Source organism: Pseudomonas sp. AC463 (assembly GCF_979253585.1).
Genome location: NZ_CEEDDZ010000003.1, coordinates 303,972 through 328,112, shown reverse-complemented (window position 1 = coordinate 328,112; position 24,141 = coordinate 303,972). Strand labels below are relative to the sequence as shown.

Sequence of the window (24,141 nt, the reverse complement as noted above, 5' to 3'; positions counted from 1 at the left end):
GCTCCATTTACATGCGGAACACGCCGAAGCGGCTCGGCTCGATGGGGGCATTCAGCGCAGCGGACAAGGCCAGGGCCAGCACGTCGCGGGTTTGCAGCGGGTCAATCACGCCGTCATCCCACAAGCGCGCGCTGGAGTAGTAGGGGTGGCCCTGGGTTTCGTACTGGTCGAGGATCGGCTGCTTGATCGCCGCTTCTTCCTCGGCGCTGAAAGCATTGCCGGCGCGTTCGGCCTGCTCGCGCTTGACCTGCACCAGCACCCCGGCGGCCTGTTCGGCGCCCATCACGCCAATGCGCGCGTTGGGCCACATCCACAAAAAGCGCGGGTCGTAGGCGCGGCCGCACATGCCGTAGTTACCGGCGCCAAAGCTGCCGCCGATGATCACGGTGAATTTCGGCACTTTGGCGCAGGCCACGGCGGTAACCAGCTTGGCGCCATGCTTGGCGATGCCGCCGGCCTCGTATTTCTGCCCGACCATAAACCCGGTGATGTTCTGCAAGAACAGCAGCGGAATCCCGCGCTGGCAAGCCAGTTCGATAAAGTGCGCGCCTTTTTGCGCGGCCTCGGCGAACAGAATCCCGTTGTTGGCCAGGATCGCAATCGGGTAGCCATGCAGGTGCGCAAACCCGCACACCAGGGTGGTGCCGAACAGCGCCTTGAATTCATCGAACACTGAGGCGTCTACCAGCCGCGCGATCACTTCGCGCACATCGAACGGTTGCTTGGCATCGGCGGGGATCACGCCGTAAAGCTCTTCGCTGCTGTACAGCGGCGCGACCGGCGGGCGTTGCAGCAACTCGCCCTGTTTGCGCCAGTTGAGGTTGGCTACGCTGCGCCGGGCCAGGGCCAGCGCGTGTTCGTCACTGTCGGCGTAGTGGTCGGCCACGCCGGATATCTTGCAATGCACATCGGCGCCGCCGAGGTCTTCGGCGCTCACCACTTCACCCGTCGCCGCCTTCACCAGCGGCGGGCCGGCGAGGAAGATGGTGGCTTGCTGGCGCACCATGATCGCTTCGTCGGCCATGGCCGGCACGTAAGCGCCACCGGCGGTGCACGAACCCATTACCACGGCGATCTGCGGGATGCCCTGGGCGCTCATGTTCGCCTGGTTGAAGAAGATGCGCCCGAAGTGCTCGCGGTCAGGGAACACTTCGTCCTGACGCGGCAGGTTGGCGCCACCGGAGTCCACCAGGTATATGCACGGCAGGCGGTTCTGCTCGGCGATGGTCTGGGCGCGCAGGTGTTTTTTCACCGTGAGCGGGTAGTAGGAGCCGCCTTTCACCGTGGCGTCGTTGGCGACGATCATGCATTCCACGCCTTCCACCCGGCCGATGCCGGCAATCACCCCGGCGGCGGGCACGTCTTCGCCATACACGCCGTGAGCGGCCAGTTGGCTGAGTTCCAGGAATGGCGAGCCAGGGTCGAGCAGGCGATTGATCCGCTCACGCGGCAGCAGTTTGCCCCGCGAGGTGTGGCGCTCCTGGGCCTTGGCGCCGCCGCCTTGCTGCACATGGGCGAGCAAAGTGTGCAGGGCGTCGACCTGTTGGCGCATCGCCGTGCTGTTGGCGGCAAACTCCGCCGAGCGCGGGTTGAGTTGGGTGTGCAAGGTGGCCATGGGCGAGCTCCTTCAGCGGGTTTCGTTGAAGAGTTCGCGACCGATCAGCATCCGCCGAATCTCACTGGTGCCGGCGCCGATTTCGTACAGCTTGGCATCACGCAGCAGGCGCCCGGCGGGGAATTCGTTGATGTAGCCGTTGCCGCCGAGAATCTGGATCGCATCCAGAGCCATTTGCGTGGCGCGCTCGGCGCTGTAGAGGATCACCCCGGCGGCGTCCTTGCGCGTGGTCTCGCCGCGCTCGCAGGCCTGGGCCACCGCGTAGAGGTAGGCGCGGCTGGCGTTGAGCTGGGTGTACATGTCGGCGACTTTGCCCTGGATCAGCTGGAATTCGCCGATGCTCTGGCCGAACTGCTTGCGGTCGTGAATGTAGGGCACGATCAGGTCCATGCACGATTGCATGATCCCGGTGGGGCCGCCGGAGAGCACCACGCGTTCGTAGTCGAGGCCGCTCATCAACACTTTGACGCCGCCGTTGAGCACGCCGAGGATGTTTTCTTCGGGCACTTGCACGTCATCGAAAAACAGCTCGCAGGTGTTGGAGCCGCGCATGCCCAGCTTGTCGAATTTGCTGCTGCGGCTGAAGCCTTGCCAGTCGCGTTCGACGATGAACGCGGTGATGCCGTGGGCGCCTTTTTCCAGGTCGGTCTTGGCGTAGATCACGTAGGTGTTGGCGTCGGGGCCGTTGGTGATCCAGGTCTTGCTGCCGTTGAGCACGTAATGGTCGCCGCGTTTGTCGGCGCGCAGTTTCATTGAGACCACATCGGAGCCAGCGTTCGGCTCGCTCATGGCGAGGGCGCCGACGTGTTCGCCGCTGATCAGTTGGGGCAGGTATTTGAGTTTTTGCGCGTGATTGCCGTTGCGGTTGATCTGGTTCACGCACAGGTTGGAATGGGCGCCGTAGGACAACGCCACCGAGGCCGAGCCGCGGCTGATCTCTTCCATGGCCACCACGTGGGCCAGGTAGCCCAGGCCGGCGCCGCCGTATTCTTCCGCCACGGTGATGCCCAACAGGCCCATGTCACCGAACTTGCGCCACAGGTCGGCGGGGAACAGGTTGTCGACGTCGATCTGCGCGGCGCGGGGCGCGATTTCCTTGGCCACGAAGGACTGCACCTGGTCGCGCAGCATGTCGATGGTTTCACCGAGGGCGAAGTTCAGGGACGGGTAACTCATGGACAGGCACCTTAATGTGAGCTTTGTTGTTGTGGGGTTGGCGCGCCAGGGGAGGGCGCTCACCTTTACGTTAACGTAAGCTTGCGTTGCGGCGCTGTCAATCGTAGTTTACGTTTACGTCAACCTACAAAAAAGACAACAGGGGTCGTTATGGATCAACCGAATCAGAGCTACAGCCGTGGCGCTCAGGACAAGCCGTTGCTGGCCACGACCATTGGCCAGGCCTTCGATCACACCGTGGCGCACTATCCCGATGGCGAAGCCCTGGTGGTGCGCCATCAGCAACGTCGCTACACCTGGCGGCAACTGGCCGAGACGGTTGATTTGCACGCCCGCGCGTTCCTGGCCCTGGGCATGCAAACCGGTGACCGCCTGGGTATCTGGGCACCCAACTGCGCCGAGTGGTGCATCAGCCAGGTCGCCAGCGCCAAGGTTGGCGTGATTCTGGTCAACATCAACCCGGCGTACCGCAGCACTGAATTGGACTACGTGCTCAAACAATCCGGCTGTCAGTGGCTGGTGTGTGCCGGGTCGTTCAAGACCTCGGATTACCACGCGATGTTGCAGGAGCTGCAACCCGATCTGCGCGGTATGATCAGCCTCGACCCCAGCCCGCCTGCGGGTTTCATGCCCTGGTCGGCATTGGCGGCGCTTGGCGCAGGCGTCCCGGCCGAGCAACTGCACAGCCGCCAGGCCAGCCTGCATTTCGATCAACCGGTCAACATCCAGTACACCTCCGGCACCACCGGCTTCCCCAAGGGCGCGACCCTCAGTCATCACAACATCCTCAATAACGGCTACATGGTCGGCGAAAGCCTGGGCCTTACCGCCCACGACCGCCTGGTGATCCCGGTGCCGCTGTATCACTGTTTTGGCATGGTGATGGGCAACCTGGGGTGCATCACCCATGGCACGACCATGATCTACCCCGACGACGGTTTCGATCCGCTGCTGACCCTCACCACCGTCGCCGAAGAGCGCGCCACCGGCCTGTACGGCGTACCCACGATGTTTATCGCCATGCTCGATCACCCGCGCCGGGGCGAGTTCGACCTGGCCACCCTGCGCACCGGCATCATGGCCGGCGCCACCTGCCCGATCGAGGTGATGCGCCGGGTCATCAGCGAGTTGCACATGGGTGAAGTACAGATTGCCTACGGCATGACCGAAACCAGCCCGGTGTCGCTGCAGACCGGTGCCGATGACGACCTGGAGCGCCGCGTAACCACGGTCGGCCGCACCCAGCCGCAGTTGGAAAGCAAGATCATCGACACTGAGGGCAACACCGTCGCGCGCGGTGAAATCGGCGAACTGTGCACCCGTGGCTACAGCGTGATGCTCGGCTACTGGAACAACCCTGAAGGCACCCGCGAGGCCATTGACGCCGCCGGCTGGATGCACACCGGCGACCTCGCGAGCATGGATGAGCACGGCTACGTGAGCATCGCCGGGCGCAACAAGGACATGATCATTCGCGGTGGCGAAAACGTGTACCCGCGCGAGCTGGAGGAATTTTTCTTCACTCACCCGGCGGTGGCCGACGTGCAGATCATCGGCATTCCGGATGCGCGCTACGGCGAAGAAATCGTCGCCTGGATCAAGTTCCACCCCGGCCATGTGGCCAACGCACTGGAGCTGCAAACCTGGTGCAAGGGCCGCATTGCGCACTTCAAGACGCCCAGGCACTTCAAGTTCGTGGATGAGTTTCCGATGACGGTGACGGGCAAGATCCAGAAATTCCGCATGCGCGAGATCTCCATAGAGGAGCTGAAAATGCAGCCGTAGTCACACCGCAGAGCCCCCTCCCACAGTTTTACTGCAGTGAGTCAGTCAGGTAAGAAACCGCAGAAAGCACAAAGGGGACCCGAAGGTCCCCTTTAATTTGTCGTTGCGTGCTCTTTTTTTATTATTGAGGGGCGGCCTGTTGTTGTTTTTGGCAGCCGTGACCCTTTACCGCTGTTTTTGGCGACCCCCATGCGGGGTCAAGAGCAAACGTATTTTTTTGAACGCTGATCTGCTTCTTCATGACCGATCCAACCAGTGGCAGCTACCTGAGGTAGTTTTATTTTTCTCTAACCGGTTGCGGGTTGCGGCACGCCGTACCCTGCGAAGCACATCTTCTTCAAAAAAATCTGTTAGCTGCGTCTCTGCCGTGTTGTTTTTGTTATGTCAGAGTCGTTTCGTCTTATTTTTATTAGGTTTGGCGCTTTTTATTCTTGTTATGCAATAGAGATAGCAGAAGGCGTGCCAACTTTTTAAAGTCCTTTAAAATCAATGGTTTGATTTTTATGTGAGCAACGGCCTACGGCGAATACGACAAAATATGTTCCCGTGTTACTCGATGTGTAGGGCTGCGGTAACACATTGTCACGGCTACGCTACTCAACTGGCGTTACGCGCCTTGGCCACGCGCGAGCCGGTGGGGCGGCCCAACACGTGGCTGATCTGTTGGCCGGCGCGAATCAGGGCTTCCAGGTCGATACCGGTGTCGATCCCCAGGCCATTGAGCAGGTACACCACATCTTCGGTAGCGACGTTACCGCTGGCGCCCTTGGCATACGGGCAGCCGCCGAGGCCCGCGATAGAGCTGTCGAACACGCTGATGCCTTCGAGCAGGCTGGCGTAGATATTGGCAATCGCCTGGCCGTAGGTGTCATGAAAGTGACCCGCCAGGCTGTCCCGTGGTACTTGGGTCGCAACCACTTCGAACAATCGCCGCGTGGCGCCCGCCGTGCCGGTGCCGATGGTGTCGCCCAGGGACACTTCATAGCAGCCCATGGAGTACAACTCGCGGGCGACTGCTGCCACTTGCTCCGGGGCGACCTCACCTTCGTAAGGGCAACCCAACACACACGACACATAGCCGCGCACGCTGATGCCGTGCTGGCGGGCAGCGTCCATGATCGGCTCGAACCGTTCCAGGCTTTCGCTGATGGAGCAATTGATGTTGCGCTGGGAGAACGCCTCGGACGCTGCCGCAAACACCGCGACTTCCTTCACGCCCGCCGCCAGCGCATCTTCAAACCCGCGCAGGTTCGGCGCCAGGGCGCCGTAGGTCACGCCGGGCTTGCGCTGAATCTGTGCAAACACCTCGGCGGAGCCGGCCATTTGCGGCACCCATTTGGGCGATACGAAGCTGCCGACTTCGATATAACTCAAGCCCGCCGCGCTGAGGGCGTCCACCAGTTGCACCTTGTCGGCCACGCTGATGGGTTGGGCTTCGTTCTGCAGACCGTCGCGCGGGCCGACTTCTACCAGGCGTACGTGTGAGGGGAGGGGCATGGCGATTACCTTCTGATCAATGGCCAATCTGGCCCATGGTTTCGGCCAGGGCCTGGGTGCAGCGCTCTTCGGCGGTGTCCAGTTCCAGCTTCATCTGTTCGATATCCAGCAATTGCTGCTCCAACTGCTCACGGCGCTCGGCGATCTTGGCGAGCATGCTGTTGAGCTGGATATGGTTGCCGCTGCTGGGGTCGTAGAGCTCGATAAGCTCGCGGCACTCGGCCAGGGAGAAGCCGATGCGCTTGCCGCGCAGGATCAGCTTGAGGCTGACTTTGTCGCGCGCCGAGTAAATGCGCTCCTGGCCCCGGCGTTCGGGGGCCAGCAGGCCTTGTTCTTCATAGAAGCGAATGGCGCGGGTGGTGATGTCCAGCTCACGGGCCAGGTCAGAGATGCTGTAGGTGGTGCTCATGGGGGCGCTCAAGAAGGTCTTGGCGTTAGGCTAGTGGCAGGTTGACGTAAACGTCAAGGGCGGCAGCGCAGCCCATCGGGGGCAAGCCCCCCTCCCACCTGGAGCAAAGGCTCTGCTACAGGTCAGGCTTGCTTGCCATCGAGCTTCTTTTCATGGGCCGTAACCTGTTGGCACAACTCGATCATCTGCTCGCGCATCCAGCGGTTGGCCGGGTCCTGGTCGGTGCTTTCATGCCAGTACAGATGGGTTTCCACCGGTGGCACATCGTTCACCGGCAGCACGAACCAGTGCAGTTCATGGCGGCGGGCGAAGCGTTCGGGCACGGTCATGACCATGTCGGTCTGCTGCAACACTTGCGACGCCATCAGGTAGTGCTGGGAGCGCAGGGCAATCTTGCGCTGGATGCCCATCTTGCCCAGGGCCAGGTCAACATGGCCCAGGCCGTTGCGGCGGCTGGAGATATGAATATGGGTCAGCGACAGGTAATCATCCAGGCTGAGCTTGTCCTTGCCCGCCATCGGGTGGCCCTTGCGCATGGCGCACACATAGCGGTCTTCCATCAGCTTGACGTGGCGCACCTGCGGGTCGGTATTGAGCGGCGCGTCCACGGCAAAATCCAGGCGCCCGGCGGCGAGTTCCTTGGTGGTCTCGCGACGTTTGGACAGGAAGCTCTCGATCACCACGGTGGGCGCCAGGCGGCGCAGGCGCTGGAACAGCAGCGGCAGAATTACCGCCTCGGTGAGGTCGGTCATGCTGATGCGGTAGGTCTTGGCCGCCTGCTGCGGGTTGAAGATGCGGCTTTCCTGCACCGATACACGCAGTAGCGACAGGGCATTACGCACTGGGCCGATGATGTTCTGCGCCATCGGCGTGGGCACCATGCCCTGGGCGGTGCGCACGAACAGCGGGTCGTTGAAGGTCTCGCGCAAACGCGCCAGGGCGTTGGACACCGCCGGCTGGGTGATGCCGACAATCTGCCCGGCGCGGGTCAGGTTGGCTTCGGTGTAGATCGCGTCGAAGACGATAAAGAGGTTGAGGTCGACCTTGCTCAGATTCATTTCGTTGCGCTCTTATTGTTAGGTGGCCATACGTCGATCATATATCGGTGATGAATGTTAATACACGCCGAGAATAGGCTAGGTAAATTATAAGCGCTGTTCTAGCATCGATTGCATGACCTAAACAACCTCTCCAAGAAGGGAGCTGCTCATGGATTTCGCCTATTCGCCCAAGGTTCAGGAACTGCGTGAACGCGTCACCGCGTTCATGGATGCTTACGTTTACCCGGCCGAGCCGGTGTTCGAACGCCAGGTCAGCGAAGGCGACCGCTGGCAGCCCACCGCCATCATGGAAGAGTTGAAAGCCAAGGCCAAAGCCGAAGGCCTGTGGAACCTGTTCCTTCCGGAATCCCAACTGGGCGCCGGCCTGACCAACCTGGAATACGCACCACTGGCCGAAATCATGGGCCGCTCGCTGCTGGGCCCGGAGCCGTTCAACTGCTCCGCCCCCGACACCGGCAACATGGAAGTGCTGGTGCGTTACGCCAATGAAGAGCAGAAACAACGCTGGCTCGAGCCGCTGTTGCGCGGTGAGATCCGTTCGGCCTTCGCCATGACCGAACCCGACGTGGCTTCCTCGGACGCCACCAACATGGCCGCCCGCGCCGAGCGTCAGGGCGACGAATGGGTGATCAACGGTAAAAAGTGGTGGACCTCCGGCGCCTGCGACCCGCGCTGCAAAATCCTGATCTTCATGGGCCTGAGCAACCCGGATGCACCGCGCCACCAGCAGCACTCGATGATCCTCGTGCCGGTGGATACCCCCGGGGTAAAAATCCTGCGTCCGCTGCCGGTGTTCGGCTACGACGACGCGCCACACGGCCACGCCGAAGTGCTGTTCGACAATGTACGTGTGCCGTACGAAAACGTACTGCTCGGTGAAGGGCGCGGTTTCGAGATCGCCCAGGGTCGCCTTGGCCCAGGCCGTATCCACCACTGCATGCGATCTGTCGGCATGGCCGAGCGGGCGCTGGAACTGATGTGCAAACGCGCCGTCAGCCGCACTGCGTTCGGCAAGCCTTTGGCGCGGTTGGGCGGCAATATCGACAAGATCGCCGACTCACGCATGGAAATCGACATGGCACGCCTGCTGACCCTGAAGGCGGCGTACATGATGGACACCGTGGGTAACAAAGTCGCGAAAAGCGAAATCGCCCAGATCAAGGTGGTGGCGCCGAACGTGGCCTTGAAGGTGATTGACCGCGCGATCCAGATGCACGGCGGGGCGGGGGTGTCCAACGATTTTCCGCTGGCCTACATGTATGCGATGCAGCGCACCCTGCGCCTGGCTGATGGCCCGGATGAAGTGCACCGGGCGGCGATTGGCAAGTTTGAGATTGGCAAGTATGTGCCTAAAGAGCTGATGCGCGGCGGGCAGTAAAACCGCGGCGCCTGCTATCGGGAGCAAGCCCCCTCCCACACTTGACCGCGTTTCTCAAGCAGGAGTGCAATCCAATGTGGGAGGGGGCTTGCCCCCGATGAGGCAAGTATTAACACCCCAAAACCCCAGGCCTCAATACACCCAAACCTCCACCCGCCGATTCTTGATCCTGCCCTCATCCGCCGCATTCGTCGCCACCGGCATCTGCGCTCCAAACCCCCGGATATCCCTGAGCACCACGCCGTTCTTGACCAACTCCCGACGCACCGCCATTGCTCGCAACTTAGACAGCAATGCAGCCCGCTGCGGGTCATTCTTCGCATCGCCAAACCCCACCAGCGTCACCTGCTTATCCAGCTTGCCGTGGCTTTTCAGGTACGCCACCACCCGCTGCAAATCCTGGCGGGCCTTGTTGTCCAGGCTGGCGCTGCCTTCTTCGAAACGAAAATTCACGGTCAGGCGCTGGGCGTCACGGGCGATGGCTTGATAGTCCTCCGGCATCGACGGCCGCGCCTCCACGGCCATCGCCTGTACTTGCTGGGCAATAAACCCGTTGGCCCCGACAATCGCCTGGCCCTTGCTGGTTTGGGTAAAGTCCACCAGCGCCTTGGCCCACGGGTTGCGCGCCGACGGTGGCAAGTAAAAGAACAGCCGGCGGGACAGCGGGTAATCCTCGGTGGCAATCAGGCTGTTGAGCGGCAACATCGCCTGGGATTCGCCATCGACAATCGCCACCGCCTTGGCCTGGCGCACATACGGCAGGCCGATAAAGCCGACGCCCTGCGGGTCCAGGCTCACCGCGTCGGACAGTTCCTCGCTGGACTCAAAGCGTTTGGCGGGCGCCGCGAGGGGCTTGCCGCGCAGGCGCAGTACCAATTCCTTGAAGGTGTCGTAGGTGCCGGATTGATCATCCCGGGCATATAAATGAATCGGCCCGCCGACACCGCCCAATGCCTCCCAGGTGCTGACCTCGCCGTTGAAGATCTGCGCCAGTTGCTCGGTGTTCAAGGTATTCAGCGGGTTTTGCGGGTTGAGGATGATTGCCAGGCCGTCGATGGCGATCACCTGTTCGGCCTCGGGGCTTTTCAGGTCGCCGAGGGGTTCGAGGTCTACCAGTTCGCTGTCCTTGATCGGGCGTGAAGAGGCGGCGAGGTCGGCGGTGGATTTCTTAAGCGCGGTAAAACCGGTGCTGGAGCCGTGGGCGGCTACCTCGATGGTCACCGATTTGCCTTGTCGCGTGGTGCCGATCATGCGTTGTTCGTTGGCGCCTTCGGCCGGTTCGCTGTGTACGCCTTGTAGACCTTGCTGTTGCATCAAGCCCTTGACCAAGGCGGGGCCGAGTGCCGCGCCGATGGTGTTGGAGCCCTGAATGCGCAACGCAGGGCCTTGGTCGGGAACGGGCAGGGGCGCGGCAATCGCATAAAGAGGCAGGGTCAACAGAAACAGAACGCGCAGCATCATGCCGCCACCTTCTCAAGGCAAAGGGAGTGGCGCGAGATTAAGACAGGCAGGTTGCAACATTGTGACTGACGCACTGCAGGGTAAATGTGGGAGGGGGCTTGCCTCCGATGGCGGTGTGCCAGACAGCTTATCTGTAGCTGATGCATCGCTATCGGGGGCAAGCCCCCTCCCACATTTGGATTTTTATTCGGCGTCAGATCAGCTCAATTCCAGCCAGATCGGCGCATGGTCCGATGGCTTTTCCAAACCGCGCAAATCGTAGTCCACACCCGCATCCTTAACTCGTGGCAGCAAACCGTTGGACACCATGATCACGTCAATCCGCAGCCCACGCTTGGGCTCGTCCTCGAACCCACGGCTGCGGTAGTCGAACCAGCTGAAACGGTCGGCAACATCCGGGTTCAGGTGCCGGAAGCTGTCCACCAGGCCCCAGTTTTTCAGGCGCGCCATCCACTCGCGTTCTTCCGGCAGGAAGCTGCACTTGCCGGTTTTCAGCCAGCGCTTGGCGTTGTCGGCGCCGATGCCGATGTCGCAATCTTCCGGGGAAATATTCACGTCGCCCATCACCACCAGGGCCTGGTCATTGCTGAACTGGCTTTCCAGCAGTTGCTGCAAGTCTTCGTAGAAACGTTGCTTGGCCGGGAACTTGGTCGGGTGGTCGCGGCTTTCGCCCTGGGGGAAATAGCCGTTCATGATGGTCACCGGGTGGCCGTTTTCATCGGCGAAGGTGCCCCAGATAAAGCGGCGCTGGGCGTCTTCTTCATCGCTGGCAAAGCCTTTGTGCAGGCTCAGGGCTTCCTTGCGCGAGAGCAGGGCCACGCCGTAGTGGCCTTTCTGCCCGTGGTAGTACACGTGGTAGCCAAGGGCCTGTACTTCGGCGAGGGGGAACTGGTCATCGTGGACCTTGGTTTCCTGCAGGCCGATCACGTCGGGTTGATGTTTTTCAATCAGCGCCGCCAGCTGATGAGGGCGGGCGCGCAGCCCGTTGATATTGAAAGACACAATTTTCATGGTCGGCAGTCCGGTTCTGGCAAAAGGGCGATGCTAGCCGACAAGTCCGGCGGGGGCCAGCGTGGCGGTAGGGCAGATGCACTGCTAATGTCTGGGAACGACTGCTGCTGCGCAGGTTCGTACCCATAAGAACGTCATCTTTTGAATGGCGCCATGGAGATTGATTGCATGCCCGACACCTCGACTGACATTGCCGAAATTCGCTTGCTCAACAGCGGCTATTCCCGCGAGGCCCGTTCCCTGTTGTACCAGGCCTATCGCCATGAGCCGACCTTCGCCTACATCTTCGAAGCGGAACGCCCCGGGTATGAGCAACGCGTGCGCGCCACGGTGCGTGAGTTGGTCAAACAGCATTTTTTCCAGAAGCTGCCTGCCATCGGTTTGTTTGTGAATGACCGGCTGATCGGCATCGCCCTGATCGCGCCGCCGCAACGGCGTCTGGGGATCACCGAGAGCTGGGCCTGGCAACTGCGCATGTGGCTGAGCACCGGTGTGCGCGGCACGCGGCGTTATCTGGATTACCATCATGCGGTGCTGGCGTGCCTGCCCAGCGAGTCGGTGCACGTGTTGCCATTGCTGGGCATTCACCCGCAGTTCCAGGGCAAGCACTACGGTGAGCAACTGCTCGAAGCGATTCACAACTGGTGCGCCGAAGACCCGCATTCGTCCGGTGTGGTGCTGGATACCGGCAATTCACGTTACCTGGAGTTTTATAAGCGCCAGGGCTACGAGGAAATCGGTGAGGTGGCGATTGGACCCATTTTGGAACATGTTTTTTTCCACCCAAATCCGCAGGTCCTAAGTGCTGCAACGACTTAACTCAGAATTTTTCAGAATTTTCTGAGTTCAAAGTACCCCCCTTGCTCATGTAGCATCCGCGCCTATGAAGTTTCCAGGAAGATTTACCAGCGGCCTGGTTCTGCTGTTCACCAGCTGCGGCGCAATGGCGCAAAGCGAATTGGACGTGCGGATCAAGCCCTCAAACGACGCGTTGAAAGCCAACATCGAAGGCTATATCGGCGGGGTGGGCGATCGTGATGAAGAAGCCTTGCTGCGGTTCAGCCGTGGCGCCGAAGAGCAGGCGCGCAAGGCGGCCCAGGCTCTGGGTTTCTATCAGCCACAGATCGAGAGTGATGTAAAAGGCGGCAAGAACCCGCGCCTGATCCTCACCATCGACCCCGGCGAACCGGTGCATTTGCGCAACGTGACCATTCGGGTCGACGGCCCTGCCTCGAACCTCAAGGCGTTTCGCGTGCCCGCCAGCGACGACCTCAAATCCGGCGCCGTGCTCAACCACGGCCACTACGAAGACGCCAAGCGCCTGATCCAGAACCAGGCGTCGCGCTACGGCTTTTTCAGCGGACGTTTTAGTCGCCAGACGCTGGCGGTAGACCCACAGGCCGGCGTCGCCGACATCGAACTGATCTACGACAGTGGCCCGCGCTACACCTTGGGCAAAGTCAATTTCGCCGGCGACACGCCGTTTGATGAAGAACTGCTGCAACGCATGGTGCCGTTCAAAAGTGGCACCCCATACGATTCCGAACTGATCGCCGAACTCAACCAGAACCTGCAAGCCAGCGGCTTTTTCGAAGGCGTGCGCGTCGACGCCGCGCCGGCCGCCTCCGCCAATGACGTGATCCCGGTGGCGGTCAACCTGCAAACCCGCAAGCCGCGCACCATGGGCCTGGGCCTGGGTTTCTCCACCGATGTCGGCCCGCGTGGCAAGGCCAATTGGACCCGCCATTGGGTCAACCCCCAGGGCCATAGCTATGGCTGGGAAGCCGAGCTGTCGGCACCCCGGCAAAACGTTGGCCTGTGGTACGACATTCCGCTGGACCCGCCACTCACCGACAAGCTGCGTTTTGCCGGGGGCTATCAGAATGAAGAAATCGCCAACACCGATACCCTGAGTAAATTGCTCACCCTCGGCCCCGAATGGCACAGCAAGTTGCCCAGTGGCTGGACCCGCATCATCTCATTGAAATACCAGCGCGAAGAATATCGCCTGGGCAACGATTCGGGCCTCAGTAACCTGGTGATGCCGGGTGTGACCTATTCCTACCTGCGCAGCGACAACCGTATCGACCCCCACAACGGCTACCGCCTGCAATTCGACACCAAGGTCGCCAAGGAAGGCCTGGGCTCCGACACCAACCTGCTTTACGGCACGGCCATGGTCAAGGGCCTGACCACCCTGTGGGACAACCACCGCTTCCTGGCCCGGGCGCAGGTCGGCGGCAGCGCCACCAATGGCTACAAATCGGTGCCGCCGTCGTTGCGCTTCTTTGCCGGTGGCGACCAGAGCGTGCGCGGTTACGAGTACCAGACGTTGTCGCCGGAGAACGACCGTGGCGACCGCATCGGTGGCCGCTACATGGTGGCCCTGAGCGCCGAGTATCAATATTCCATCGCCGAAAAATGGCGGATCGCGACCTTTATCGACCAGGGCAACTCCTTCAACACCCTGGAAATGCCCAGCCTGAAAACCGGCGTCGGCGTCGGCATCCGCTGGGTCTCGCCGGTCGGGCCGATCCGCCTCGACCTGGCCCATGCCCTGGAAGACCCGGGCGGTATTCGATTGCACTTTTCCATGGGGCCCGAGCTGTGATGCGTGGTGTAAAAATAGCGGGGCTGGCCTTGGCGGCCATCCTCGCCGTGCTGTTGCTGGCGCTGTGGGCGGTACTCGGCACCCAGGCGGGCAGCCGCTGGGCATTGGGGCGCGTACCCGGTTTGACGGTAGAGAACTTCCAGGGGCATTTGGGTGGCCAGTGGCGCGCCGATCACCTGCTGTGGCAACAGGGCAGCAGCCGTGTGGAACTCACGGCGCCCGTGTTTGAGTGGTCGCCCACCTGCCTGTTGCGCACGACCTTGTGCATCGATCAGCTGGATGTGGAACAGGTCAGCCTGCAATTCCCACCGAGTACCGAAGACAGCAGCGGCCCCATCACGCTGCCGGACTTGAAGTTGCCGATTGCTGTCCAATTGGGCGACATTCGCGTCGGTAGCCTGCTGTTTAACGGCAGCGAAGAACTCAAGGGCTTGCAACTGGCCGCGCATTGGACGGCCGCCGGGATGCGGATTGACTCGGTGCACCTGCAACGCGACGGTCTGGTGCTGGACCTGGCGGGGCTGTTGCAACCCACCGGCGACTGGCGGCTGAGCGCCAGCGGCAATCTGAGCCTACCGTACGCTCCCGGTGGCGCGCCCTGGCAGGTGGCATTGAAGATCGATGGCGACTTGCTCAAGACCCTCACGCTGGATGCCGACAGCAGCGGTTACCTGCCGGCCAAGCTCACCGGCGCGCTGCAGCCTCTGGCGGAGAACCTCCCCGCCCAGTTGCATATCACCGCCGATGGCTTCAAGCCCAGCGCCGACCTGCCCGACACCCTGCAACTCAATCAACTGGACCTGACCGCCAAGGGCGACCTTAAAAGCGGTTATCAACTGCTGGGCAGGGCCGTGCTGCCGGCGGAAAAAGGCCCGGTGGCCTTGCTGCTGCAAGGCAAGGTCGACGCCAAGGGCGCGCAGATCGCCGGCCTAGACCTGACGGCCGGCGACAAACAGAGCCTCAAGCTCAGCGCCCAGCTGGATTGGCAGCAAGGTTTCAGCGCCGACGCGAAGATCGATTGGCTGGACTTCCCCTGGCATCGTCTCTACCCGCTGATCGACGAGCCGCAGGTGGTGTTGCGTACCTTTAATGGTGAGGTGTCCTACAAGGACGGCAACTACCTCGGCAACCTCAAGGCCGACCTCGACGGCCCCGCCGGCAAGTTCAACGTGGTCACGCCGTTCAGTGGCGACCTCAAGCAAGTGTTCCTGCCCGAACTCAAGCTGACCGCCGGCCAAGGCAAGGCCGAGGGCCACCTCAACCTGCGATTCGCCGACGGTATCGCCTGGGACACGGCGCTGGACCTGTCGGCGCTGAACCCGGCGTACTGGGTCGCCGAGTTGCCCGGCACGCTGGCTGGCCCGCTGCGCAGCAAGGGTGAGTTCAAGAACGAGCAACTCAAACTGAATGCCGACCTTGACCTCAAGGGTCGCCTGCGCGGGCAAACCGCCGCGCTGGCAGCCAAGGCAGAAGGCGCGGGCGAGCAATGGACCCTGGCCAATCTGGATATCCGCCTGGGCGACAACCGCATCAACGGCAGCGGCAGCCTGCAACAACGCCTGGCCGGGCAGATTGATATCAAGCTCGCGCGCCTGGCCCAGTTGTGGCCGCAGTTACGTGGCCAGGTCAATGGCCGTCTCGACGTGGCCGGCAGCCTCCAGGCGCCCCAAGGCAAACTCGACCTCAAGGGCCAGCAACTGGCATTTGCCGACAACCGCCTGCAAAGCCTGACGCTCGACGCCACCCTCGACAGCGCCCAGCGCGCAAAAATCGACCTCAAGGGCAGCGGCATCCAGGCCGGGGAAACCCAGGTCGGCACCCTGACCGCCAGTGCCCAGGGCGACATCAAGAACCAAAAGGTCCAACTGGACCTGGCCGGCCCATTGGTCAAGCTGGCCCTGGCCCTGGACGGCAACCTCGACAACGGCAACTGGCGCGGGCGCCTGGCCAACGGCGATGTACAGGCCGGCGGCCAGGACTGGAAGCTGCAAGCCCCGGCGAAGATCGAACGCCTGGCCGACGGCAAGCTGACCTTTGCCGCGCACTGCTGGGTGTCCGGCCCGGCCAGCCTGTGCGGTGAAGACCAGCGTCTGATGCCCGAGCCGAAATTGCGTTACCACCTCAAGCAGTTCCCCATCGACAGCCTCGCGGCGTTTTTGCCCAAGGACTTCGCCTGGCAGGGCAAGCTCAACGCCGACGTGCAACTCGACCTGCCGGCCAGCGGCCCCAAGGGCGTGGTGTCGGTGGATGCCAGCGGCGGCACCTTGCGCGTCAAGGACAAGGCCCAGTGGCTGGATTTCCCCTACGACACCCTCAAGCTGGAAACCACCCTCAATCCCAAGCGCATCGACACTCAGTTGAATTTCCGCGGCGGCCAGCTCGGCGAGTTGCTGTTGCAGGCGCAGATCAACCCGCTGCCGAAAAACAAGCCGATCACCGGCAATTTCAGCCTGACCGGCCTCGACCTCGCCGTGGCGCGGCCGTTTGTGCCGATGGTGGAAAAACTCAACGGCAAGCTCAACGGCAGTGGGCGAATTTCCGGCGGGTTGCTGGCGCCACAGGTCAACGGCAACGTCAACCTGATCGGCGGCGAAATCTCCGGGCCGGAACTGCCCATCAGCCTCGAAGGCCTGAACGTACAGGCGTTGATTGCCGGCGAAAGCGTGCAGCTCAACGGCGCGTGGCGCAGCGGCAAGGCCGGGCAGGGCAGCCTCAAGGGTCAGATCGACTGGGGCCAGGCCCTGGCCGTAGACCTGAGCCTGCAGGGCTCGCAGTTGCCGGTCACGGTCGAACCCTACGCGGTGCTGGAAGTGGCGCCCGACCTGAAGATCAGCCTGAAAAACGACAAGCTGGCGATTGCCGGCAAGGTCCACATCCCGCGCGGTGACATCACTGTGCGCGAGCTGCCGCCGTCCACGGTCAAGGTCTCGGATGACACGGTCATCATTGGCAGCCAGACCGAGGAAGGCAAACCGCCGATGGCCATGGCCATGGATATCGACGTGGTGGTGGGCGAAGACAAGCTCAACTTCTCGGGTTTCGGCCTGACCGCCAAGGTGCAGGGCCAGGTGCATATCGGCGACAACATGGACACCCGTGGCGAGCTGTGGCTCAACGACGGGCGCTACCGCGCATACGGGCAGCGGCTGGATGTGCGCCGTGCGCGGCTATTGTTCGCCGGTCCCCTCGACCAGCCCTACCTGGACATCGAAGCGATCCGCAAGACCGACGATGTGGTCGCCGGTATCCGCCTGAGCGGCAGCGCCGAGCAGCCCACCACGCAGATATTCTCGGAGCCGGCCATGAGCCAGGAGCAGGCGCTGTCCTACCTGGTGCTGGGGCGTCCGCTGAGCTCCACCGGTGAAGACAACAACATGCTCGCCCAAGCCGCCCTTGGCCTGGGCTTGATGGGAAGCGCCGGGGTCACCTCCGACCTTGCCAACAAGCTGGGTATCCAGGACTTCGACCTCGACACCCAGGGCAGCGGCACCACCACGGCGGTGGTGGCCAGCGGCAAGATCACCGAAAAACTCAGCCTGCGTTACGGGGTAGGAGTGTTCGAGCCGGCCAGCACGATTGCCTTGCGCTATCTGCTGAGCAAGAAGGTGTACCTGGAAGTGGCCAGTGGCGTGGCCAGCTCACTGGATATTTTCTACAAGCGCGATTTCTAAATCCGTTCGCAGTCAAAAATGTGGGAGGGGGCTTGCCCCCGATAGCAATGGTCCAGTCAACACGTGAGTGACTGATCCACCGCTATCGGGGGCAAGCCCCCTCCCACATTACCAAGCAAGCTAATTATTCCATTTGACATTCGCTGCCTAAGCAGTAACATCTCGTCATACATTCACTGCCTAGGCAGTAATAAGGTGACTTCCGATGAAACACTTCACCCCGGACAACTTCCACAACTGCCACCTCGGGCTGTTGTTGGGCCGCGCCGCGATTCTCAAAGACAAGATCATCGACACCCATATGGAGCCCCACGGCGTGACCGCCGCGCAGTTCAAGGTGTTGATCATCATGGCGCAGTTTGGCGTCGACACCCCGGCGGAGCTGTGCCGCAACCTGTCCCTGGACAGCGGCTCGATGACGCGCATGCTCGACCGTCTTGAACAAAAAGGCCTGCTGGACCGCAAGCGCTCCGAACTGGACCGCCGCCAAGTGCAGCTGGTGCTGACCGCCGACGGCCAGCGCCTGGCGGACATGCTGCCGCATATCGGCGCCCAGGCCCTGAACCAGTTGGCCGGTGCGCTGGAGCCCGGTGAGCTGCAGACCCTGGAAAAGATCCTCAAGAAAATTCTGATAGCTGCCGGTGACCCCATCACCCTGCAGCGGGTAGGTAAAGAATGAACACACGTGCCCTCAGCCTGGTGCTGGTTGCCATGAGCCTGGCCGGTTGCGCCAATTTCAGCGGCCTCGACACCCAGGGCCAGCGCCTCGACGCAAATACCCTGCAAACCGGCAGGTCCTTGAGCGGTGTGACCCTGTCCAACGCCGCCTGGCCTGCCGCCGACTGGTGGAAGAGCCTCGGCGACCCACAGCTCGACGGCCTGATCCATGAAGCCCTGCAAAACAGCCCCGACATGCAAGTCGCCAGCGCCCGTGCCCACCAGGCCGAAGCCGCCGCCTATGCAGCGAATGCCGCGCGCATGCCGACCCTGGATGCCAGCGCCGGTGTGAGCCGTTCGCGCCTGGCCAAGGACCAGGACCCGCTGGGGCAGGGCGATGCGTATTCGACCGTGCGCAACATTGGCGCCAGCTTCAACTACAACTTCGACCTCTGGGGTGGCCAGCGCGCCGCCTGGGAAGCCGCGTTGGGTCAGGCCCGCGCCGCCGAAGTCGACCAGCAGGCCGCGCGCCTGACCCTCGCCGCCGACGTGGCCAAGGCCTACAGCGACCTGGGCCAGGCCCACATCGTGCGGGATCTGGCCACCGACGACCTCAAGCGCACCCGTCAGATGCTCGACCTGAGCAAACGCCGGCTGGACTCGGGTATCGACAGCCAATACCAGTACCAGCAGACCGAAAGCCTGGAAGCCAGCTCCCAGTCGCAACTGATCGACGCGGAGAAACAACTGCAAAGCGCCAAGATCGCCCTCGCGGTGTTGCTCGGCAAAGGCCCCGACCGTGGCAATGAACTGGCACGTCCCAGCGTGTTGAAACCGGCCGCCGTCGCCGTGCCGTCGGTGTTGCCCGCCGAGCTGCTGGGCCGTCGTCCGGACCTGATCGCCGCGCGCTGGCGCGTCGAGGCCGCGAGTAAAGACATCGCCGCCAGCAAGACGCGCTTCTACCCCAATCTCAACCTGAGCGCGAGTGCCGGGGCCGAGTCGTTGCTGGGGGATGCGATGTTCGGTTCGGCCAGCCGCTTCTTCAATATCGCGCCGACGATCTCGCTGCCGATCTTCGACGGCGGCCGCCTGCGTGCCGACCTTGATGCCCGCGACGCCGACTACGACCTGGCCGTGGCCCAGTACAACAAGACCCTGGTGCAAGCCCTGGGGGACATCGGCAACACCCTTTCACAACTGCGCGAAACCGGGCGGCAGATCCAGGCCCAGCAACATGCCACGGATATTGCCCAGCAGTCTTACGACACCGTGGTTCAGCGTTACGGCTCAGGTATCGGTAACTACCTGGACGTGCTCAGCATCGAGCAGCAATTGCTGCAGGCCCAGCGTCAGCTGGCGACCCTGAATGCCGGGCAAATCGATCTGTCGATTCAATTGATGCAGGCCCTGGGTGGCGGATACCAAGCCGATAACGTGGCCGCGACCACCCCAGCCACACGCACGGAATAATTTGAGGTATTTGTCATGGCCACTGCCGAAAACACCAACGCAACCGAACAACCCAAAGACACCAACCCGCGCAAACGCAAAGTCATGCTGATCGGCCTCGCGCTGATCGTCATCCTCGCCGTAGTCGGCGTGTGGGCCTGGCACGAACTCTACGGGCGCTTCAATGAAAGCACCGACGACGCCTATGTGAACGGCAACGTGGTGGAAATCACCCCGCTGGTCACCGGCACCGTGGTCAGCATTGGCGCCGACGATGGCGACCTGGTCCACGAAGGCCAGGTGCTGGTCAACTTCGATCCGAACGATGCCGCCGTCGGCCTGCAAAGTGCCCAGGCCAACCTGGCCCGCACCGTGCGCCAGGTACGCGGCCTGTACAGCAACGTCGATGGCATGAAGGCTCAGGTCAATGCACAGAAAGCCGACGTGCAGACCGCCCAGGACAACTTCAACCGCCGTAAAACCCTGGCTGCCGGCGGGGCGATTTCCCAGGAAGAACTGTCCCATGCCCGTGACAGCCTGACCGCCGCCAAGAATGCGCTGACCAACCTTGAGCAGCAACTCAAGACCACCAACGCGTTGGTCGATGACACCGTAATCAGCTCGCACCCCGACGTGCAAGCCGCCGCCGCACAACTGCGCCAGGCCTACCTGACCAATGCGCGCAGCACCTTGATCGCGCCGGTCACCGGCTACGTGGCCAAGCGCACCGTGCAACTGGGCCAGCGCGTGCAGCCGGGCACGGCGTTGATGGCCGTGATCCCGCTGAACCAGTTATGGATCGACGCCAACTTCAAGGAAACCCAACTGCGCGACATGCGCATCGGCCAGCCGGTGGACATCGAGTCGGACATCTACGGCAGCGACGTGAAGTACAGCGGCACCGTCGACAGCCTCGGCGCCGGTACCGGCAGCGCGTTTGCCCTGCTGCCGGCGCAGAACGCCACCGGTAACTGGATCAAGATCGTGCAGCGGGTGCCGGTGCGTATCCACATCAATGCCGATGAACTGGCCAAAAATCCACTGCGCGTGGGCCTGAGCACGGTCGTCAATGTAGACCTGCACGACCAGAGCGGCCCGGTGCTGGCGCAACAGGCGCCGCAAAAGGCCTCGTTCACCACCAACGTGTATGACCGCCAATTGGCCGAGGCTGACGCGATGATCACCCAGTTGATCCATGACAACAGCGTCGCCGCTCCCAAGGCTGTGCAACGCTGATGAGCAATAACGCCTCCTTCACGCCACCCAGCCTGTTGATGGCCACTATTGGCCTGTCGCTGGCGACCTTTATGCAGGTGCTCGACACCACCATCGCCAACGTGGCGTTGCCGACCATTTCCGGCAACCTGGGCGTGAGCTCGGAGCAGGGCACCTGGGTGATCACCTCGTTTGCGGTGAGCAACGCCATCGCCTTGCCGCTTACCGGTTGGCTGAGCCGCAGGTTTGGCGAGGTGAAGCTGTTCCTGTGGGCGACCATACTGTTTGTGCTGGCCTCGTTCCTGTGCGGTATTTCCACCTCGATGCCCGAACTGATCGGCTTTCGGGTGCTGCAAGGCCTGGTCGCCGGGCCGTTGTACCCGATGACCCAGACCTTGCTGATCGCAGTCTATCCCCCCGCCAGGCGTGGCATGGCCCTGGCGTTATTGGCGATGGTCACGGTGGTGGCGCCGATTGCCGGGCCGATCCTCGGCGGCTGGATCACCGACAGTTACAGCTGGCCGTGGATCTTCTTCATTAACGTGCCCATCGGCATCTTTGCGGTGATGGTGGTGCGTTCGCAACTGAAGAAACGCCCGGTGGTCACCAGTTACCAGCCGATGGACTACGTGGGGCTACTGAGCCTGATCGTGGGGGTTGGCGCCTTGCAGATCATCCTCGACAAGGGCAACGACCTGGACTGGTTCGAATCCAACTTCATCATCGTTGGCGCGGCGATTTCGGTGATTGCCCTGGCGGTGTTCATCATCTGGGAAATGACCGACAAGCACCCGGTGGTCAACCTGCGGCTGTTCGCCTACCGCAACTTCCGGATCGGCACGATTGTGTTGATCCTGGGTTACGCGGGTTTCTTCGGCATCAACCTGATCCTGCCGCAATGGCTGCAAACCCAGATGGGCTACACCGCCACCTGGGCCGGTCTGGCGGTGGCGCCGATCGGGATTCTGCCGGTATTGATGTCGCCGTTCGTGGGCAAGTACGCGCACAAATTCGACCTGCGCCTGCTGGCGGGCCTGGCGTTCCTGGCGATTGGCTTGAGTTGCTTCATGCGCGCGGGCTTCACCAATGAGGTGGACTTCCAGCACATCGCCCTGGTGCAGCTGTTCATGGGTATCGGCGTGGCGCTGTTCTTTATGCCGACCCTGAGCATCCTGATGTCCGACCTGCCGCCACACCAGATCGCCGATGGCGCTGGCCTGGCGACCTTCCTGCGGACCCTGGGCGGCAGCTTCGCGGCCTCGCTGACCACCTGGATCTGGATTCGCCGGGCAGACCAGCACCATGCGTACATGAGCGAAAACATGACCACCTACGACTCGGCCACCCGCGACGCGCTGCAGGCACTGGGCGGGGCAGGGCACAAGGCCTACGCGCAGCTGGACCAGATCCTCACCAGCCAGGCGTACATGATGTCCACCGTGGATTACTTCACGTTGCTGGGGTGGATGTTCATGGGCTTGATGTTGCTGGTCTGGCTGGCCAAGCCGCCGTTTGGCGCCAAGGCCGGGCCGGAGGCTTCAGGCCATTAAGGGTTGTACTCAATCAACTGTGGGAGGGGGCTTGCCCCCGATGACGGTGAATCAGTCAGCCTGTTTTTGACTGACACACTGCTATCGGGGGCAAGCCCCCTCCCACATTTTGATCTGTGTTCACATGGGATCAGGCGCCAGGCAACGCCAACTGCGGGTTCACAAATTCAAAAGCCGCCAACTGAAACCCTTGCTCATCCACCTGCAAGGCCCAGCCCTGCTTGTCCCAATCCCCCAGCACAATGCGCTTGGCGGCCTGGTCGCCGATCTGCAGCTTGTGGATCGCCGGGCGGTGCGTATGGCCGTGGACCAGGGTGCGCACGCCGAATTGCTGCATTACCCGCGGCACTTCCTCGGGCGTTACATCGACAATGTCGTTGGCTTTCATGCGGGTTTGCGCGCGGCTTTCACTGCGCAGCTTGCGCGCCAGCTTGTGGCGGGTGCGCAATGGCAGGTGGCGCAGAATAAACAGCACAAGCGGGTTACGCAGGATGCGCCGCAGCTTCATATAGCCGAGGTCGCGGGTGCACAGGCTGTCGCCGTGCATCAAGAGCACAGGCTCGCCGTGCAATTGCACGACGCTCGGGTCCTTGAGCAAGGTAGCGCCTGCAGCTTTGCAGAATGCCTTGCCGATCAGGAAATCCCGGTTGCCATGCATGATGAAAATCGCGGTGCCACTGTCGCTCAACTCACGCAGGGCCGCGCAAATCGAACGCTGGAAGGGTGTCATCCCATCGTCGCCAATCCAGGCTTCGAAGAAGTCCCCCAGAATGTACAACGCCTGGGCGCCTCGGGCGCGGCCGTGGAGCAGATCCAGAAACGCCCGGGTGATGTCCGGGCGCTCCTCTTCCAGATGCAAATCTGAAATCAGCAATATCACCCAACGATCTCGGCTTTCTCGACGATCACGTCGTCTGCCGGTACATCCTGGTGGCCAGCCTTGGAGGTGGTGGCGACGGCTTTGATCTTGTCGACAACGTCGGTGCCTTCGGTGACTTTACCGAATACGGCGTAGCCCCAGCCCTGCACGTTCTTGCCGCTGTGGTTCAGGAAGGCGTTGTCGGCCACGTTGATGAAGAACTGCGCGGAGGCCGAATGCGGCTCCATGGTACGGGCCATGGCGACGGTGTACTTGTCGTTGGAAAGGCCGTTGTCCGCTTCGTTCTGGATGCTTGGGCGCTTGTCTTTCTTTTCTTTCATGCCAGGCTCGAAACCGCCGCCCTGGACCATGAAGTTGCCGATAACACGGTGGAAAACGGTGTTTTCGTAGTGGCCGGCGTTCACGTACTCGATGAAGTTGGCGACGGTGATCGGCGCTTTCTCGGCGTTCAGCTCGATAACGATGTCACCGAAGTTGGTGGTCAGTTTGACTTGAGTCATGGTCATTACTCTTTTCAGGGAATTCGTGGGTTTGAGCGCCTGGGCGCCTTACCTGTTTGGCCAAACTGCGGCCAAGGCGCGCAGTTTAGCGTGCCCGACAGGAATTTCGAGGTGGTTTTTTACCGCTTGGGTAATTAAAGCAGCAGTTTTTAACCCCGCTCTGTCAGCTGCTTGACAGCATCGGCTATGATATCGCCTTTGTTTTATCTGGCCCC

General features: G+C 61.9%; 18 protein-coding genes. 9 read left to right on the top strand and 9 right to left on the bottom strand.

From position 1 onward, the window contains the following. Positions 1 to 7: 7 nt before the first annotated feature. Both AC0IYH_RS05560 and AC0IYH_RS05555 read right to left on the bottom strand, forming a co-directional pair. Complete coding sequence (locus AC0IYH_RS05560) at positions 8 to 1,615, bottom strand: carboxyl transferase domain-containing protein (RefSeq protein ID WP_471833203.1); 1,608 nt, start codon at positions 1,613 to 1,615, stop codon at positions 8 to 10. A gap of 12 nt (positions 1,616 to 1,627) precedes the next feature. Then, positions 1,628 to 2,791, bottom strand: a complete 1,164-nt coding sequence (locus AC0IYH_RS05555) for an isovaleryl-CoA dehydrogenase (RefSeq protein WP_471833201.1) — start codon at positions 2,789 to 2,791, stop codon at positions 1,628 to 1,630. A 150-nt stretch (positions 2,792 to 2,941) separates the two neighbouring features. On the opposite strand from AC0IYH_RS05555, the gene AC0IYH_RS05550 reads away from it, so the two are divergent. Next, positions 2,942 to 4,576, top strand: a complete 1,635-nt coding sequence (locus AC0IYH_RS05550; RefSeq protein ID WP_471833200.1) for an AMP-binding protein — start codon at positions 2,942 to 2,944, stop codon at positions 4,574 to 4,576. A gap of 597 nt (positions 4,577 to 5,173) precedes the next feature. Here the strand turns inward: AC0IYH_RS05550 and AC0IYH_RS05545 are convergent. The 3 genes from AC0IYH_RS05545 to AC0IYH_RS05535 form a co-directional block, all read right to left on the bottom strand. Next, entirely contained in the window at positions 5,174 to 6,073 is a 900-nt protein-coding gene (locus tag AC0IYH_RS05545; protein ID WP_122771605.1) for a hydroxymethylglutaryl-CoA lyase, read from the bottom strand. Between the two features lie 16 nt (positions 6,074 to 6,089). Beyond that, on the bottom strand, positions 6,090 to 6,482 hold the full coding sequence (locus AC0IYH_RS05540; RefSeq protein WP_116629828.1) for a MerR family transcriptional regulator: 393 nt from the start codon (positions 6,480 to 6,482) through the stop codon (positions 6,090 to 6,092). A 122-nt stretch (positions 6,483 to 6,604) separates the two neighbouring features. Beyond that, positions 6,605 to 7,540 (bottom strand): LysR family transcriptional regulator, encoded by a 936-nt coding sequence (locus tag AC0IYH_RS05535; RefSeq protein WP_116629827.1) that lies wholly within the window; start codon positions 7,538 to 7,540, stop codon positions 6,605 to 6,607. 151 nt (positions 7,541 to 7,691) lie between these two features. Between AC0IYH_RS05535 and AC0IYH_RS05530 the strand changes: the two genes are divergently transcribed. Continuing rightward, on the top strand, positions 7,692 to 8,921 hold the full coding sequence (locus tag AC0IYH_RS05530) for an acyl-CoA dehydrogenase (RefSeq protein ID WP_116629826.1): 1,230 nt from the start codon (positions 7,692 to 7,694) through the stop codon (positions 8,919 to 8,921). A 132-nt stretch (positions 8,922 to 9,053) separates the two neighbouring features. On the opposite strand, the gene AC0IYH_RS05525 is transcribed toward AC0IYH_RS05530, so the two are convergent. Both AC0IYH_RS05525 and xthA read right to left on the bottom strand, forming a co-directional pair. Continuing rightward, positions 9,054 to 10,382, bottom strand: coding sequence for a substrate-binding domain-containing protein (locus AC0IYH_RS05525; RefSeq protein ID WP_471833198.1), 1,329 nt, complete (start codon positions 10,380 to 10,382; stop codon positions 9,054 to 9,056). Between the two features lie 198 nt (positions 10,383 to 10,580). Then, complete coding sequence (xthA, locus tag AC0IYH_RS05520; protein WP_471833196.1) at positions 10,581 to 11,393, bottom strand: exodeoxyribonuclease III; 813 nt, start codon at positions 11,391 to 11,393, stop codon at positions 10,581 to 10,583. Between the two features lie 168 nt (positions 11,394 to 11,561). On the opposite strand from xthA, the gene AC0IYH_RS05515 reads away from it, so the two are divergent. The 7 genes from AC0IYH_RS05515 to AC0IYH_RS05485 all read left to right on the top strand — a co-directional run bounded on the left by AC0IYH_RS05515 (position 11,562) and on the right by AC0IYH_RS05485 (position 22,546). Then, complete coding sequence (locus tag AC0IYH_RS05515; RefSeq protein ID WP_471833194.1) at positions 11,562 to 12,212, top strand: GNAT family N-acetyltransferase; 651 nt, start codon at positions 11,562 to 11,564, stop codon at positions 12,210 to 12,212. Between the two features lie 64 nt (positions 12,213 to 12,276). Beyond that, entirely contained in the window at positions 12,277 to 14,004 is a 1,728-nt protein-coding gene (locus AC0IYH_RS05510; protein WP_471833192.1) for an autotransporter assembly complex protein TamA, read from the top strand. Continuing rightward, positions 14,004 to 17,675, top strand: a complete 3,672-nt coding sequence (locus tag AC0IYH_RS05505; protein ID WP_471833191.1) for a translocation/assembly module TamB domain-containing protein — start codon at positions 14,004 to 14,006, stop codon at positions 17,673 to 17,675. The genes AC0IYH_RS05510 and AC0IYH_RS05505 overlap by 1 nt, the downstream gene beginning before the upstream one ends. A gap of 205 nt (positions 17,676 to 17,880) precedes the next feature. Then, the gene (locus AC0IYH_RS05500) at positions 17,881 to 18,354 is read left to right on the top strand and encodes a MarR family winged helix-turn-helix transcriptional regulator (RefSeq protein ID WP_101271828.1); all 474 of its coding nucleotides are present in this window, start codon (positions 17,881 to 17,883) and stop codon (positions 18,352 to 18,354) included. Then, positions 18,351 to 19,802 carry an efflux transporter outer membrane subunit gene (locus AC0IYH_RS05495; RefSeq protein WP_471833189.1) on the top strand — a complete coding sequence of 484 codons (1,452 nt, stop codon included), beginning with the start codon at positions 18,351 to 18,353 and terminating at the stop codon, positions 19,800 to 19,802. The genes AC0IYH_RS05500 and AC0IYH_RS05495 overlap by 4 nt, the downstream gene beginning before the upstream one ends. Positions 19,803 to 19,817: 15 nt before the next feature. Beyond that, entirely contained in the window at positions 19,818 to 21,017 is a 1,200-nt protein-coding gene (locus tag AC0IYH_RS05490) for an HlyD/EmrA/EmrK family protein (protein WP_116629819.1), read from the top strand. Continuing rightward, a complete protein-coding gene (locus AC0IYH_RS05485; protein ID WP_116629818.1) occupies positions 21,017 to 22,546 on the top strand; it encodes a DHA2 family efflux MFS transporter permease subunit in 1,530 nt (509 codons plus the stop codon). Before AC0IYH_RS05490 ends, AC0IYH_RS05485 begins: the two co-directional genes overlap by 1 nt. A gap of 130 nt (positions 22,547 to 22,676) precedes the next feature. Here the strand turns inward: AC0IYH_RS05485 and lpxH are convergent, their stop codons facing one another. Continuing rightward, positions 22,677 to 23,426 (bottom strand): UDP-2,3-diacylglucosamine diphosphatase, encoded by a 750-nt coding sequence (lpxH, locus tag AC0IYH_RS05480; protein ID WP_116629817.1) that lies wholly within the window; start codon positions 23,424 to 23,426, stop codon positions 22,677 to 22,679. Further along, positions 23,423 to 23,926 carry a peptidylprolyl isomerase gene (locus AC0IYH_RS05475; protein WP_116629864.1) on the bottom strand — a complete coding sequence of 168 codons (504 nt, stop codon included), beginning with the start codon at positions 23,924 to 23,926 and terminating at the stop codon, positions 23,423 to 23,425. Before AC0IYH_RS05475 ends, lpxH begins: the two co-directional genes overlap by 4 nt. Positions 23,927 to 24,141 lie beyond the last annotated feature (215 nt).